Source organism: Oleiphilus sp. HI0128, from assembly GCF_001635365.1.
Genome location: NZ_LWGG01001306.1, coordinates 1 through 15769, shown reverse-complemented (window position 1 = coordinate 15769; position 15769 = coordinate 1). Strand labels below are relative to the sequence as shown.

Genomic DNA, 15769 nt, shown 5'->3' with positions numbered 1-15769 from the left:
AGCCAAATTCTTAATGATTTGATATTTCATAAGAAATGATATCCTTTCGCTTCAGGCATCCTCTAAGGTTAGCAATGTAATATGAAACCTGCCAATAACCAATCAATTCAAATGATCTGCAGATGAAACAAGTCAATTATGATCTGCCCATCACTTAGCGGTATCTGTTTATACGAAAGAGTTGCTTTTGCTTATTTTGAATCATTTAGCCAACGATCAAACTGGCTGTTTTATCCGTATCTAAATTGCGCACCTGAAAGGTGACTTAGCGGACTATAAGGAATCACGAGAGTTCAGCTCCTCCTTCCAAGCAGACAAACTTAGATATCCGTTAGCGGGAAATTTTAGATCTCAATAAGATATTCTGAGCCCTCATGAGATACCAATACCGCCAAAGCAGCACAGCAATGAGCGCTTCAAGAACAGCCATTCCTAACAAGCTTGTGTCTGAGCTGAAAAGCGGCAAAGCGATCAACCTAAAGCCTATTAGCCCTGTCGATACTATCGCTGCGAAAAAGACGGCGCCTTCCAAGTAAGGCTTGTAAAATGATGACAGTATCATTGCACAACCGATCCCTACTTGAAGCCCTCCATAGACAGAAAAGAATTCGGCAAGCCCCATCTCACTCTGAAAGTTTATCCCCAAGAAACTGGCGGACAATGTGGGATTTATCGCACACCACAGGCCCGAGGCAAGATATAAGATGCCAACGATTCGATAAGATGTATCGTAAAGTCGGGTAGATAACTTAGTTGTGGTCACTTAGAGTCCTCCATGGACGGCCTTCACAAACCATATAGTTTCCACAGTTTTTTGTACAGCCACGGCAAGGTAAGCGCGCCGCCTTATTTCCTTTATGTGTGCCGGGTTTAACCTGAAACTTACGCTCTTTCATCATATTGCCCTATATGGATTCATTAGAGTTCAAGACAAGACATTGGAATAGTGGTCAAAACGATTTACGAGCAGAACGCCTCAATAGATCACAATTGGCTTAGATTAAGCTCAATAGAGATTAGATATATACCGGCGCGATGTCTCAGCCGGGAGAAAGCGAGTCGTGCGTCTTTTGCCTCGCTCAAAACGAAAAAAACCCACACTAAACAGTGTGGGTATCAATACGCAACTAGGGTAGAAAAAGTGGCTTACTCAGCGAATACAAACTCACTCGCTACAGGGTAGTGATCTGACAAGTCCCAAGTGGTCCAGTGATCCCATTCAATACTACGAGGCGTCAGCATCTTGTTATGAGAATAAACTGGCGCTTGATGCTCGTTTGAATACAACACATAGTCTAAGTACTCATTGTATTGATCATCCGCATAAACATTCACAGGGCCTGCGTAAGAGTAAGGGTACTCGCCTAACGCTGTAGGTTCTGTTGCATTCATAAGCGATAAAAAGTCTACGTGCTCTTGTGGGAAGTTCACCTTATCGACGTTGAAATCTCCCGCCATCAGTACAGGTTGATCTGATGGGATGTTCTTGCTATCTACAAAACCTTTTAGCTGCGCTAGCTGAGAAAATCGAACCGCAATATCATCTGCTGTCGTGTAGGCATGCGTGTGGGTTCCAAACAGGTTATAGATTTTCCCACCCTTATCAATTTTCGCATAGTTCATGCCCTTAGACGCTAAGCAACCATCTGCTCGACATGCATCATAGACAACATCATCGTGATCAATAATCGGGTGACGACTCGCAATGAAAGAGCCACCTGTCAGTAACTTACCAAGCTTGAATGGAATGTCTGTCAGGTAAGGATATTCCTCACTGATCTTGCTTCTAAAATGTGCTGTCAGAACCGGGTCAAAAAGCTCCTGAAATACAACTGCATCGTAGCCTTTTACAAGCTCTGCGATGGTATCCAGGCGAGGATGTGTATTCTTTGAGGTAATACCGGGTAGCAGGTTCCAAACGTTATAGGTCAAAACCTTGAAGTTGTTATTGCTCTCTTCGCGCGTTTCTAGCTCAAAGTCGTTATCAATGACGTAGTGAATGTCATCACCTGAAACACGTGCGTATTCAGAACGATACGCTAGCGTAGAGGCCTTGCCATCGAAGTCTCGTGCAATCGTATGAATGTCACGATCATATTGCCAAGGGTCGTTCTCTGCAGACAACCACATGTAGCTGAAATTCCAATCCCTTGTGCATCAGTAATTGGGATATGGCGAATCCCCTTGTTACTCATAAGTTCCCTAGCATCCAACACTGAATGATGTTTACTTAGGGTGGTCACCTCTGTCGTCATAATATCTTCAAGACTAATCATTTAATGCTCCTGACTTAAATACGATTGTTTTGTTAGGAGCATAGTTCACTGCTATCAGAAGTGGCACTGTCAAATCCTTAGCGTTTGATATGGATCAATTTGAGCACCTTACATTTGATAGAGACCTTGATAGTGGCTGAACCTTAAATTCTCTCCTAAACTGAAAGCAAGGGATTGTCAGACAGTTTAAGCAAATAGAGAGGCAAGTATGAATAAGAAAGCTGGTCGACAAGCACAAGAACGAAGACGTTGTCATCGCTATGATTCATCTAATATTTCTATCACCTTGAAATCTCAATCATCCTCAGCACCAAGCGACAATAATAAATTGAACATAGTCGACTTTAATCGATATGGTCTCGCCCTATGCAGTGACCATAGTTTTAGAGTTGGCGATACATTGAGCTTGATGCTGTCTGACCAGTCAGGCCATGAGGTAAATGTAGAAGGTTTTGTTTGTAATCGCGCAACAAGTGATGAAGGGTTTCGTTGTGGATTACGCTTTGTTGAAAGCAATGCTCAAGGCCAAACTCTCATCACCGCTCTACTTGAAATGGAGCAAAAACTCGACAAGCTCGCATCTTAGAAAGCAAAAAAAAGCGTGCTTATTGACCCGCCACAGGTTCAATAAGCACGAAAAGAGGCATTACAAGTTCACTCACAACCAGGAACAACTTGCCTCTTGAAAAGGAGGTAGTCACTCATTAATAAGCAACCGGCCCTAAAAACTTACTGCTAGCATCAGCATGCAAATCAGGATTCGATGCAGACTGAACCTTAAAAGTGATGGCATTGTTAGCCGTCTTAATTACATCGGGTGATACTTCAACAGTTACAGGCACTTCCTTTAACTCTCCTGGCCCCGCTTCCACTGTGTTCACTGACATATTCAGCGCGATATCACCTTCAACTGACAGGCGGTAGCTCACTGGCGTCTCAAGCTTATTCACCAGTTTCAAGGTGTAGTTATTCTCAATCATCCCCATACCGTTTTCGTAATATAATGCACCCCGATCCCTTAACACTGAAAGCTCAGCTAAAGGCCGAGTGATCAGGAAGGATGAGAACACCCCAACAACCACCAGCATCAGAACACCATAGCCTATTGAACGGCTATCAATCATTTTCGGGCGCTCACCTTGTTCAAATTCTTTTTCAGAAGCGTAGCGAATTAGCCCGGTCTCATACTTAAGCTTGTTCATCACACTGTCGCAAGCATCCACACACAAGGCACAGCCAATGCATTCATACTGAAGACCATCACGAATATCGATACCGGTCGGGCAAACCTGCACACATAAACTGCAGTCGACACAGGCTCCCAGGCTCGACTTTGGCTGCGCCCGAGAAGGCTTGCCTCTCGGTTCTCCGCGCGCCTTGTCGTAGCCGACGATCATGGTATTCTCATTAAACATTACGGACTGAAAGCGTGCATAAGGGCACATATAGATACACACTTGCTCACGCATCCAACCAGCATTGATGTAGGTTGCTACCGTAAAAAAGCCAACCCAGAATATCGCCCACCCGCTGACAACAGACAGCGTAAAAACATCAGCAATCAATTCTCTAATCGGATAAAAATAACCAACAAAGGTAAGCCCGGTCGCAAAAGCTAATGCCAGCCAGCTTAAGTGCTTAGCGCTTTTCTTAATCAGTTTTTCAAGATCCCACTTGTTTTTATCCAACTTGATTCGCTTGTTTCGGCTTCCTTCAAACAAATCCTCAAGCCACATAAACATAAATGACCAAACCGTTTGCGGGCAACTATAGCCACACCAAACACGACCAAAAAGAGAGGTAATAAAGAACAGACCAAAGGCGCAAATAATTAATGCAAAAGCCAGTAAGGTAAAGTCCTGAGGCCAGAAGACGGCACCAAATAAATGAAATTTACGCTCACTCAAATCAAACAAGATAAGCGGTTTGCCATCATAATTTACCCAAGCTAGAACAAAGTACATTGCTAACAGCAAGGTAAGCGAACGCTTACGCACTGTTTGGAAAAAACCGGTGATCTTTCGAACATAAATCTTTTCACGCGAAGCATAAAGCTCATGTTCGACAGTCTTATCTTTCTGTTTCGCTTCACTATCAGAGACATCCACAACCGGGATAGTTGAAGTCATATAGCTACCTTTTGTTTGCCTCTCTTCAGGCTGATTAATTACTGACAATCAAAACACTTTAGAGAATTTATAGTTCAATTTAAGAAAACTATTGCAACACTTAGGCCAAGCACCTAAAAAACAAATAAAGCTTTGTTTTTATTAAAAATTTACAGAGGAACAGGTGTTCAAAAGAAGGATTAAAAAACGACATTAAGACACGATATTTCGCCATAAAGCGATATATCGCGCCCACATTTAAATTTAGAAAAACTAAACCTTAAGCACTAACACCAAGCTTTTTCATCTTGGAACGAAGGGTACTTGGTGGCAAATCAAGCAATTCAGCAGCTCCTTGCTTTCCCGCTATCATACCGCCAGTCTGTCTCAGCGCCTCTTTAATATGGTTTGCTTCCGCCTCTTTAAGCGTCACCAAGACGGCTGCATGGGAGTTTCTTCGTTTTTTAGGTGCAGAAGGGATGGGGGCAACATCAAGAATAGGTGGCGTACAAACAATCGCAGCCCGCTCGATGACGTTTTGAAGCTCTCTGATATTGCCAGGCCAATCATAATCACACAACTGCTGTAAGGCCGCTGGGGAAATATGCGTGAAATTTTTTGCTAACCTTAAATTCAGAGCATTCAGAATATGCTCTACAAGTAAAGGAATGTCCTCTTTTCGCTGGCGTAAACTAGGTGCCTGAATAGGAAAAACGCTAAGCCGATAATACAGGTCATTACGAAATTCACCCTGCTCTAGCATATCAGCCATATTACGATTGGTCGCGGCGATAACCCGAACATCAACATGCAAAGTTTCACTACTGCCTAAGCGTTCAAACTCTCCCTCCTGGAGAACCCTTAGCAATTTTACTTGAATATCCAAAGGCAGCTCGCCCACCTCATCAAGAAAAATTGTACCGCCATCAGCCAATTCAAAACGGCCAATGCGCTGTTTCACTGCGCCAGTAAAGGCCCCTTTTTCATGGCCAAACAACTCGCTTTCAACCAGGTTCGGCGCAATAGCACCACAGTTAACTTTTACTAAAGGACGGTCTCGACGACGGCTAGCGCCGTGAATAGACCTCGCGATCAACTCTTTACCCGTGCCGCTTTCCCCTTGAATTAATACAGACGAGTCGGTGGGTGCAACATGCTCGATCTGCGTATGAATCTGATCAAGAGCAGGCCCCTGGCCAATCACCTTGGCGTAGTTATGCTGAGACTGGATCTCATCCATCAGGTAGCGATTCTCGGCCTGTAATTGCTCCTTCAATTCTTCTACCTGACGCAGCGCAGACTTTAACTCCCGCTCTGAGCGTTTCCGTTCCGAGATATCCTTAAACACAATCACAGCACCGACTATCTCACCCTCATGCTCAATAGCTGTTGCGATATACTCTACAGGAAACTGCGAACCGTCTTTGCGCCAAAAAACCTCATTATCGACTTCACGCTGAACACCGTCTTTTACTGTTTGATAGACAGGGCAAGTATGCACTGGGTAATGACGACCATCTTCATGGGAATGATGATGAAACTCATGAACTATTTTGCCAATAAGGTCTTCTTCCAGCCACCCGGTCATTCGTTCGGCGGCTGGATTCACGAAAGTGGTTAAACCGTTTTTATCAAGACCGTAAACACCTTCACCAATAGACGTCAGGATAAGCTCGTAGCGTTTTTTCAGTGCATCCGATTCATTAGACATTTCGGTGAATGCCATAACTAGCCTCTCAACTTGCTCAAGTAGAAAGCTTAGGTTAACCCAATTCAAGCCAGCCGTCTTCAGTCCACTCAATAAAGCTCAATTGATCTAAAGCAAGGCTCGCCTCTAGCAAGCCTGATACGCTCATAGTTATTAAAAAACAGCTATAAACAAAGTAGTTATAAGCAAGATAGTCAGTAGTAAAATAACAACGACAGAGGCTAGAGCTCTATGCGCTATTTCCATGCACCGCTTTCCTTCGTATTATTACTCTCATCAACATTCCTTGCGACCGTCACGCAAAGCAATGAATTGAAACCACTAACGATGTGCGTGTTTGACTTCGTCGGCAACGATGGCCCCATCCATAAAGAAATGAAAGAGTACAAGATTGACGCGGTTCGCTGGGGTGTTGACCTTTCATTCAAGCTCTATACCGATGACCGGGTCGCCTCAGAAGAATTCAAAAATGGCGTATGCGACATGCTCAACCTGCCAGGCATTCGGGCACGTGAATACAATGATTTTACCGGCTCTCTAAACGCTTTAGGCGCGCTGCCAACCTATGAACATCTAGGCATGGCTATTAAATCGATAAGCAGCCCGAGAGGTGCAAAGATTATGCGCAAAGGGGATTACGAAATCGTCGGTATTGCGCCCATTGGCGCTGTATTCTTATTTGTAAATGATAAGAACATTCATGCCCCGAAAGACCTGTCAGGAAAGCGTATTACCGTGCTCGATAACGCCCCGGAGACCGCACATATCGCAACTCGAATAGGTATGACACCCGTCGCATCTGGCATTCGTAATGCCCTGCAAAAATTTAACAACCGCGCCGTCGATGTCACCGGAGCACCTGCCCTGGCATATGAACCAATGGAGATGTACAAAGGCCTCGCGCCGAATGGAGGCATCATTAATTGGCCAAAGCTACAAATAACCATGCAACTGATCCTTCGCTGGAAAAAAGTACCTGAGGGCTTTGGTCAGAAATCTCGTGACCTGATGACAAATAAGTACCCGGCTCAAATTAAAAAAATTGTAGAAAGCGAGCAAACCATTCCTAAAAAGTACTGGATCAATATTTCCCAAGAAACCAAAGACAAATGGAACGAGTTCTTTAGAAAAAGCCGCATTGCGCTACGAGAAGAAGGCGTTTATAACCGCAAAGCCCTCACCTTGTTTAGAAAGATCCGCTGTAAGATGGATGCCAGCTTGGCGGAGTGTACATCCAAAGATAAGGAGTAAGCTCCCATTCGTTTGAGGCACTAGCTAACGGGCCTATTCTTAAGCGGTATCGCAAAAACTAAAAACCGCTCTTCAGCCCCGGCTGTTAAGGTATCAAACGGGTAGCAAGTCGCGAGTATCATCAAATTCTCAACCGATGGCTCCAATTCCGGGAGTAACCAATTCTGGTTAACCACCTCCGTATTAATAATTTGATAGTCACTGCGCTTGCCATCTGCAGTTGTAATCACAAACACATCATTTAACTTCAGATCTTTTAAAAACCTGAAATGGGTGTCTCGATGGCCACTCAAAATACTAAAATCTAAACCCAGGCCACCATCGACATAATCATTCATACCCGGCCCAAACGCTAATACTCGCCCGCTATCACCATGAAGTACGACTTGTTGAACACCAAGGCTGGGCACACTTAGCTCTGCAACCGGCCAGGTGTCAGCCCAGGGCCAGGGGCGAACTCGCTCTTCGCCTAGCAAAGTTCGCGACCAAGCCTGTTCGATCAAATACTGACTTAACCAGGCTTTAGCCGCTATTTTGGCACCACTACCAAGCTGAACAATTGCCGTGAGCGATAGGGCGATTAGCAATACAAACAGTAAAGATTTCTTTAGCATAGCGCCTTCCCTTTTCGCTTAGTCATGCCTTTCGATAGATATAACAACACCGTCACCAACAAAAGCGCCACCAAGCCGACATAAAGCTGAAACCAAAGACCACTAGAGGTCTGCGCGAGTCGTAGCGTTTGCGCCCTGTTAAGCCCCGCAAGCTTGCCCTGTGCCCAGCCTTCTGGAAGATTAGCGGGAATCTTTTGATGTTCCATCGCCACACCTGACCTTTGTGGAGTAACATCTACAGCAACCAGACTGGTAAACTTACTCACCAGACGATGCTCAAGTGCCAAGTCAGTCATCTCTTTCTGCAAGAGCGCTTTATGCTCAGGTTCAGACTCACGATAGAGCGTTAGTAAATGCTCAATCTTTCTTCGCGCCCACTCGATGGCGATACCTTTTTGTCTAGCATCCGCTATATCAGCCTCTAAAAACTGCCTCTGTAGCGATAGCCGCATATAGACATCGCGTCCGGCAATTTTCCCGGACAGCGTCGCATATTCAGGCATATGCTCTGCTCTAAATGCTGCATACAAAGGCTCACCTGCGTAGACATCGGGTAAGGGGCTCGGAAGCATCTCGACCTCATAACCCTGGAAGTCTATCGACACATCACTTAGGGCGGGTGCTGCCAGGCGAGTAAATAACTCGCTTATCCGATCTTCAACACTCTCTGGCTGAGAAATGTAAGTAAAAGAACCACGACCGGCCTGTGCTGCCTTGCGCATAAAGTAGCTGTTCGGGGCAGACCCTATACCCACCGTAAACAAACGACTATGGCCAAGCTCTTGCCGGATCATGGTAAACAGTTCCGCTTCGTTGCTGACAGCACCGTCGGTGATAAAGACAACTTGCCGAAGTGTCGACAGAGATTCCTCAGAACTTTGAAGCGCGATATTCAAGGCTGGTAGCATGTTAGTACCACCATTCGCATTGAGCTGATTCACTTTGTGTCTTGCGATTGATAAGTTACGAGCAGAAGCTTGCTGACTGATAGGAAACAAAGACATAGCACGATTGTTAAACCAGATCAGGTTAAAGAAGTCATCTTCTTCTAGCTGGTCGAGCGCTTTTAACATGGCCGCTTTAGCCTGTTGTATCGAAGCACCCTGCATACTACCCGAAACATCCAGCACCAAAACCAGATTTCGATCTTGAGAGTCATCCTCAGCGAATTTCTCCTGGGGCGGCATCACCATCAATAAGCCGTACTGGTCTTCACCGCTGTCATCAGAACTTGGCTCGTGCAACACCGTCACAGTGGATTGCGATGCGGCCTCTGGTTGCCAGCTTATTAGAAAGTCTCTATTGGAAAGCTCTGCCTTCCCTGTTAGCACAATTTGGTATCTGCTTGAATCAATCTTGTTAATTCTCACTTGATGACTATTACTCTCTGGCGCATTGATAGGAATGCCAGCATCGATATCCAGCGTAACACTTAGCGGGTTGCCGGCTTTCTCTGCCAAGCGTCGATAATGGTTTTCTGGGAAGACAAAGCCCTTTTGCAGACTAGCGCGACTGCCCTCCTCGACTGTTGATGTATATGTAGGTGTTGAAACCATGGGGAAGCGCAAATCGTATTGCCCAGCTTTATAATCTAGCCATTGTTGATACTCGAACTCTACCGTGACACTTTCATTTGGCCCGATATTAGTGAGCTGAGTTCGAAATCGATTACTTCGACGATGCGATAAGAGGCTGGCCTTTTTTCCCTCTTTGCGAGCCTTGGCAAAGGTTTTAGCTGCCTGCTTTTTTTCCTGAACCTGTCCTTCGACCACTCTGTCACCAATATGCAATCTTAGTTGGTCAACTGCAGCGGTCTCGGGTAAGGGATAGCTATATTCGCCTTCCACCCATAAATCACTGGGGTTATAAAATTCTTGTTTAACGCTCACTCGAGATATCGGCCCCACGACCTGAATACTGACATGAGTCCTCAGCTGCAGAGCCGAGAAATCCTCTTGTTCTTGCTCTGTTAGCGCTTCTGCCTCTTGCCCTTCTATAGGGCTCAACCATAAAGAGCTGTAGCTTTTGCTAGCGTCATGCTCAGACGCCAAGACACTCTGGGATAACATCCAAAGATAAAAAACAAAACTCAAAGCACAAACTTCTGCCACGCTACGCCAGCCTCGGGTTCTAAAAATAGAGCATGAATTATCGAGATAGTGTTTATTCTCTAGAGCTCGCATATGACCTCCAACTAAGTAAAGTCCGTTGATCAAAAACATTATTCACGCCATAGCGACACATAAGGTCGCCATGGCATTTAGCTGCATTCAAATAAGAACTTTCACTGACTTAATTCTGCAAGTGACGTGCTTTCAATCACTTGCGAAGGTTCTATTGGCTCCTCTTTTGTTGAAATTATTTCTTGCGGGCTATCTTGGCCGAACTCGATTGCTACACGACGATCTAAAATTGCGTTGCCCTCATCACCTTCAGCCACATGAGCCATGCTTTCACCGACTGACTTAATCACAATGCGTTCTGCTGAGATACCTTGAGCGAGCAAAGCATCTTTCACGCCCTGAGCTCTCTCACGGGATAGTTCTTGGTTGAATATCGCTGGGCCACTTTGGTCGCTAAAGCCTGTCAAAGTTATCTGTAGATGAGGATAGCGCTGTAAGAACTCCGCCATACTGGAAATACGATCGCTAACATATGAGGGGACACGCGCTTGGCCTTTTTCAAAGTAGATCTCTTGGGTATAGGCACTCAAAAGATTCGACAAATCGCTCTGTTCTAAGGTTTGAACCTTGCTCGCCAACTCAGCTTGTAAGTCATTTAACTTTTCAGTTTGATGGTGATGACGACGCTTTAGCTCACCTAACTTAGCCCTGGTTGCTCTTAGCTTTTCCATCTCTGTGTTCAAGTCATTGGAGCTAGACGTCACTAAGTTCGCCTGTTCGTGCAACTGTTCCTGAGCCTCTTCAAGCGCCTCGTGCTGATCTTGCCCCCAACCAAAAGCACCACCTAAGCTAGCACCTATAGCAATACCCGGAGGGCCTGCAATAATGCCGCCTAAGACAGAGCCAATGCCCAGCCCCCAATAGGTTGACTCATTACTTTCTGCACTCGTTTGTTCTGCCAGTTCATTAGCAAAAGGCGCTGAACTCATACTAGCGAGCAATACCAGGCTGGCGATTTTCGATTTATTCATTATTTGCTTCATAGTGATCTCCACTTAATCTATTTAAGAAACGATATCTGGCACCTGAGTGCTTGCCGTATCGATGAGACTATTGAAACAATTTGCCGTATTTAGGTAATGGAGAGCTTATGAAGCGCTCTGGAAGAAAAAGGCGAGTAAAGGAGAGAAAGCTTAGCTTCGCTTTGACTCTCTGGATAAAGCAGGGCTGTCATGGAGAAGTTATGGAGATCGTCACTTCGTGGCGTAAAAATCATCCATTCTGCGTTATAGTAAGCACTCTGGTTTTATCTATAAGCCCTTTAGGAAAGCTGCAGAATGTCCTACCACATTGCGATCGTTGAAGATGATATCGACCAGCAACAAAATTACGCCGACTCATTGAAGCGCAAAGGCTTTAGCACAAGCTGCTACGACAATGTTGAGGATGCCTTAAACGGTATAAAGAATAATCCACCCGATATGGTATTACTCGATGTGGTACTGGGCGAAGATGAAGATGGAGGTTTTACCATCTGCCGACGCCTGATTGATGGCGGGAGTAAACTACCCGTTATATTCCTAAGTGAGCGTTCTGATGAAATTGACCAGGTGTTCGGTTTGCGCCTTGGCGCTTGGGACTATCAAACCAAGCCAATTTCGTTAGCACTGCTAGCTGAACGAATTAAAAGCCTACAGCGCATTCACCAAGCGCGCATAGAAACCATTGAGCCTTCAACCTCCAGCTCAAGCTCTGAACTATCGATTGATGAAGAAAAGTCTTATGTATCCTGGCATGGGCAATCTATTCCTTTAACGCTAACAGAGTTCCGTCTGTTTTATGCAATTTATCAAGCTGGCTCAGAAGGTATTGATTACCAAGCTTTGGCAGAAAGCACCATGCAGCGCCTCGTTACTAACGGTACCATTAACAGCCATATTAAAAATATCCGCAAAAAGTTTAATGCAACAAAGGTTGAGTTTAAGCATATTCGCAACAAACCGGGCTTCGGCTATCGCTGGGAACAAAGCTAATGCCTGGCTTCGGAATAAAAGCTCAAGTCGCGGTGCTCAGTTTGGCTATGTTAGCCATTCCACTCGTTGCTTATAATTATTGGCAACAGATCAAAGAAGCAAGTTTGAGTACTCAGGCCCATATTCAAGAGATTGAAGCCAAAGCCATCGCTACCAATTTACTCGCCACTCAAAAAGATATTCCCACCCTGCTTGCAGCGAACGAAAGCAGTGAGCTCCATAAGCACGCCTTGGCAGCACCGGTTTTACAGACATCATTGCGACTGGATGGCGAGCTAAGTGATTGGCCAGAAAAGCTGGTTGAATCATCTCGCCTTGCCTATGATAAGCGCTATAGACAAACCAATACGACAGATTCTCCTGAAGCGGCTTTTACCTTACAACTGGCTCAAACCCAGCATTACCTTTACGCAGCTATCGCCGTCACTGACGAACTAGTCAGTTATCGCCGCAACCACCTTCGGCTCGATTATAGTGATCATATTCGCTTAAGTTATCGCGCACCAGAAGGCCATATTGAACGCATCATTCTTCCTGCTGAACATGAAGGCCCCTTAGCGAGTTACTTCAGTAATCATGAATGGGAATACGGTATCGCACCCAGTACTGAGATCGAAAGTCACCAGACAGGCATTCAAGGCTTTTGGCGACGTTCTGAGTCAGGCTATGTTGTTGAATTTCGCCTTCCCCTAAGCCAATTAGATACCCAAGGAGCAGAACTGCATATTGCAGTTGTCGATGTCGACCAGCAGCCCTCCCTTGGTCCCAAGGCAATTATCTCGACACTACCGTCTGAGTTGGCAGGTCAATTTAACCCTCTAGAACTTCATGCAAGAGAGCTACAGCGAGTCATTGACCAGCTGAAGTCCAACTACGCGCATTTAGGCATCTACGACCGCCGGGGCCGCGAGTGGGCCTTTGCAGCAAGAGACAAAGGCGGCTTTGAACTTGATCAAGACTGCCTAAACAATGCCTTGAAGGGTAGCGTTCAGCAATACCAGCATATGAAAGGCGACGCTCCGGACTCCAGAATAACGACCTGTTACCCAATCATTAAGGATAATAAAGCCATAGGCCTAGTCGTCATCGATGAAGCTGCCAGCCATGTACTTGAACAACACAAAACCAGACTACAAGCTATTGCAATTAAAACCGGCGCTATCATTGCCCTGATCATCGCACTGATGTTTATCTATGCCCTCATTCTGGCCCAACGCATCACCAAATTAAGCCACAGTGCCCACAATGCTATTGACGGGCAAGGCCGAATCATCAGCACTGACAATATCTCTAGTAAAACAGCACCCGATGAATTGGGGGACTTGTCACGCAGCATCAGCAGCTTGCTTAAGCAGCAACAATCCTATACGCAGTTTTTAGAACGCATGCCACAAACACTTCGCCACGAGATTTCCAACCCACTTAACAAGCTCAGAACCTCGCTAGAGAACCTAATCGATGACAGGCCTGAACTAAAAGATAATACTTATGTTAAAAAACTCGATGCCGGGGTTGATCAAATAAGCAAGATCTCACAACAGCTCACTGAAGCGGCTAGCCTTGAAAATGCATTGCAAAATGAACATTTAGCAAGCCTGAACCTAAGCGAGTTTTTAGAAGATTACTGCTCATCCTGGGAGGGCCTACGAACCGAACAACCCAATAAAGTGGTGTGGGTGATGGCGGAAAGCTCTAGGCTCGAACAACTACTCGATAAACTTCTGGATAACGCCTTTGGTTTTTGTTCAGATGACGGCAAGGTATGCCTTCGCTTGATCGATAACGACTTAGAAACCTTGATTGAGGTCGAGAATGATGGGCCAACGATTACCGAAGGAAAAATGAATGAACTCTTTGCGCCAATGACTTCTACACGTTCGGAGGGTGGTGAAGTACATCTTGGGCTTGGGCTTCATGTCGCCAGAATCATTGCCGATCACCATCGAGCAACGCTCAAGGTCAGAAACCGTAAAGATGAAACAGGTGTCGTGTTCACCCTGATATTCAGAAAGCTATAGCTTTATAGTTACCTAAATAACTATAAAGCTAAGCGCAATGTCGAGCCGCCTCAAAAAGAGCTATCTATTTATTGAACTCAACGAGCACGACGACGCAGTGAAGCCGGCTTGAAATGACGTGAACTCGGTGCTTCGTCATCAAAAACTACCGCACGCTTCTCTTCTGAAGACAGACCGTTGGCACTATATCTTTGCGATCGTAAATCATGATAAACATTCACGCTCGCCGCTGTACCGGGAAGCTCATAATAGTTTTTCATTAGCGCCATACTCACACGCCATAGCTCATCATACTTATCATACTGATCAACCAATGAGATACCCCAGCTATCTTCATCAACATAGTACACTCGTTCTTTATAGACATGACGAACCCCCTTCTTTAGTTTCGCTTTCACCACGTGTACTCGATGCAACTCCCAGCGAATATACTCAGGGTTGAGGTGCCCCGCTAAAACCAGGTCTGCATACTCCACCCCTTCAGCGTCAACCTTATAATTATTATATGGGATAAAATATTCTTTCAAACCAACATACTCCCAGTTATAACGATCGGGAGCACCGTTATACATATCCGTATCGTCAGCAGTTCGTGTGTTATCTGATGATGCAATCGGTGAATCGTAAGCTAAGTTCGGTGCCCGCCTAACTCTGCGCTGACCAGAACTATAATCCCACACCTGACGCTCCTCTTTTATCTGATCAAGAGTTTCGTGCACTAACAAAGCGCCACCCGCTAAACGCGCGGGCGCTTTATTAAACGCAAGAAAGTAGAAAAGAATATTGTTTAGCTTCTTAAAACTCCCATTAGGTTTATGGAAATTGAATAATATTTCGTATTGCTTCGTAATCGGTGTGAATGCACCATTTCGCTGAACCGCCACTTCCGTTGCACTTTTGGTGAGAAAAACACCTCTCCAGCGCGTCAAATGGTTCCACATAACCTGTAAAGCCTTGTCATCACTGCTGCCATGCAAAATTGGAAATGGCACGCCACCAAAAGCATTTTCGAAGCCCTGGCCATTATCGAGAAGCTCTGAGGTAAGGGCATTCTTACGCGTATTCTTGCTGACCCACTCTGGCAAGGAGTGTGAGCGATGAGTAGGATAAACGTTTATTTTAAAAGTCTCTGGGTAAGTCTCAAACATTTTATACTGACCTGGAGTCAGCTTTTTCTTGTAGTCTTTGTAATTGCTCTGGTCGATCGAGAACTTAATTTCATCGTCGGCGAAGGGGTCGACATGAGGAAAACCGTTGCCCTTAAACCCATCTGGCACCTCGGTAATACCACCATCCCAAGCAGGAATTGTTTTGTATTGATTACTTTCTTTAACTGAGCCAAAAGGAGTCAAAGATACGCCTAATTCAGCTGCGGCCTCCGAAGAAACTTTTGCTTGCGCATTAAAGGACAGCATGGCTATAACAGTTAAACCTAAGAAAGATAAGGATTTTCCATTCATATTCTACACCTTACCTGCTTAATTTGAGGCTTTATAAATTACTTGAACAACGGCAATAGCGAAGCTTGATAAACTCAAAGCATACTAATGGAGCAAGCCGGAACTAATTAGTATAGGAAGGAAAACCTTATTTTCCCAACCCACTGTTTTAAACCTGAGTGAATATTTATATCAACAC

At 45.1% G+C, this 15769-nt stretch carries 13 protein-coding genes; 5 read left to right on the top strand and 8 right to left on the bottom strand.

The window, feature by feature from the left end; translation table 11 throughout:
- Positions 1-407: 407 nt before the first annotated feature.
- Positions 408-536, top strand: coding sequence for a hypothetical protein (locus A3763_RS29905; protein ID WP_255374950.1), 129 nt, complete (start codon positions 408-410; stop codon positions 534-536).
- Positions 537-1146: 610 nt separating this feature from the next.
- On the opposite strand, the gene A3763_RS21875 is transcribed toward A3763_RS29905, so the two are convergent.
- Both A3763_RS21875 and A3763_RS30230 read right to left on the bottom strand, forming a co-directional pair.
- Positions 1147-2130, bottom strand: a complete 984-nt coding sequence (locus A3763_RS21875; protein ID WP_068553477.1) for a sphingomyelin phosphodiesterase — start codon at positions 2128-2130, stop codon at positions 1147-1149.
- Positions 2040-2255 carry a CBS domain-containing protein gene (locus A3763_RS30230; protein WP_197475903.1) on the bottom strand — a complete coding sequence of 72 codons (216 nt, stop codon included), beginning with the start codon at positions 2253-2255 and terminating at the stop codon, positions 2040-2042. The genes A3763_RS21875 and A3763_RS30230 overlap by 91 nt, the downstream gene beginning before the upstream one ends.
- A gap of 229 nt (positions 2256-2484) precedes the next feature.
- Here A3763_RS30230 and A3763_RS21870 point away from each other — a divergent pair, with 229 nt between their 5' ends.
- Positions 2485-2862 (top strand): PilZ domain-containing protein, encoded by a 378-nt coding sequence (locus A3763_RS21870; RefSeq protein WP_068553478.1) that lies wholly within the window; start codon positions 2485-2487, stop codon positions 2860-2862.
- A gap of 118 nt (positions 2863-2980) precedes the next feature.
- Here the strand turns inward: A3763_RS21870 and ccoG are convergent, their stop codons facing one another.
- Together ccoG and A3763_RS21860 are read right to left on the bottom strand one after the other, a co-directional pair.
- Entirely contained in the window at positions 2981-4453 is a 1473-nt protein-coding gene (ccoG, locus tag A3763_RS21865; RefSeq protein ID WP_231872288.1) for a cytochrome c oxidase accessory protein CcoG, read from the bottom strand.
- 211 nt (positions 4454-4664) lie between these two features.
- On the bottom strand, positions 4665-6110 hold the full coding sequence (locus A3763_RS21860; protein WP_231872287.1) for a sigma-54-dependent Fis family transcriptional regulator: 1446 nt from the start codon (positions 6108-6110) through the stop codon (positions 4665-4667).
- A gap of 213 nt (positions 6111-6323) precedes the next feature.
- Here A3763_RS21860 and A3763_RS21855 point away from each other — a divergent pair, with 213 nt between their 5' ends.
- A complete protein-coding gene (locus A3763_RS21855; protein ID WP_068553479.1) occupies positions 6324-7343 on the top strand; it encodes a putative solute-binding protein in 1020 nt (339 codons plus the stop codon).
- Between the two features lie 20 nt (positions 7344-7363).
- On the opposite strand, the gene A3763_RS21850 is transcribed toward A3763_RS21855, so the two are convergent.
- From A3763_RS21850 to A3763_RS21840, 3 genes are all read right to left on the bottom strand, one after another.
- The gene (locus A3763_RS21850; RefSeq protein ID WP_068634159.1) at positions 7364-7957 is read right to left on the bottom strand and encodes a class GN sortase; all 594 of its coding nucleotides are present in this window, start codon (positions 7955-7957) and stop codon (positions 7364-7366) included.
- Positions 7951-10140, bottom strand: a complete 2190-nt coding sequence (locus tag A3763_RS21845; RefSeq protein WP_197483038.1) for a marine proteobacterial sortase target protein — start codon at positions 10138-10140, stop codon at positions 7951-7953. Before A3763_RS21845 ends, A3763_RS21850 begins: the two co-directional genes overlap by 7 nt.
- A 101-nt stretch (positions 10141-10241) precedes the next feature.
- A complete protein-coding gene (locus A3763_RS21840) occupies positions 10242-11123 on the bottom strand; it encodes an OmpA family protein (protein WP_068554790.1) in 882 nt (293 codons plus the stop codon).
- Between the two features lie 294 nt (positions 11124-11417).
- Here A3763_RS21840 and A3763_RS21835 point away from each other — a divergent pair, with 294 nt between their 5' ends.
- Positions 11418-12113 carry a response regulator transcription factor gene (locus A3763_RS21835; protein ID WP_068506930.1) on the top strand — a complete coding sequence of 232 codons (696 nt, stop codon included), beginning with the start codon at positions 11418-11420 and terminating at the stop codon, positions 12111-12113.
- Positions 12113-14131 carry an ATP-binding protein gene (locus tag A3763_RS21830; protein ID WP_068506932.1) on the top strand — a complete coding sequence of 673 codons (2019 nt, stop codon included), beginning with the start codon at positions 12113-12115 and terminating at the stop codon, positions 14129-14131. Before A3763_RS21835 ends, A3763_RS21830 begins: the two co-directional genes overlap by 1 nt.
- A 77-nt stretch (positions 14132-14208) precedes the next feature.
- On the opposite strand, the gene A3763_RS21825 is transcribed toward A3763_RS21830, so the two are convergent.
- Positions 14209-15591 carry a DUF1329 domain-containing protein gene (locus A3763_RS21825; RefSeq protein WP_068506933.1) on the bottom strand — a complete coding sequence of 461 codons (1383 nt, stop codon included), beginning with the start codon at positions 15589-15591 and terminating at the stop codon, positions 14209-14211.
- Positions 15592-15769 lie beyond the last annotated feature (178 nt).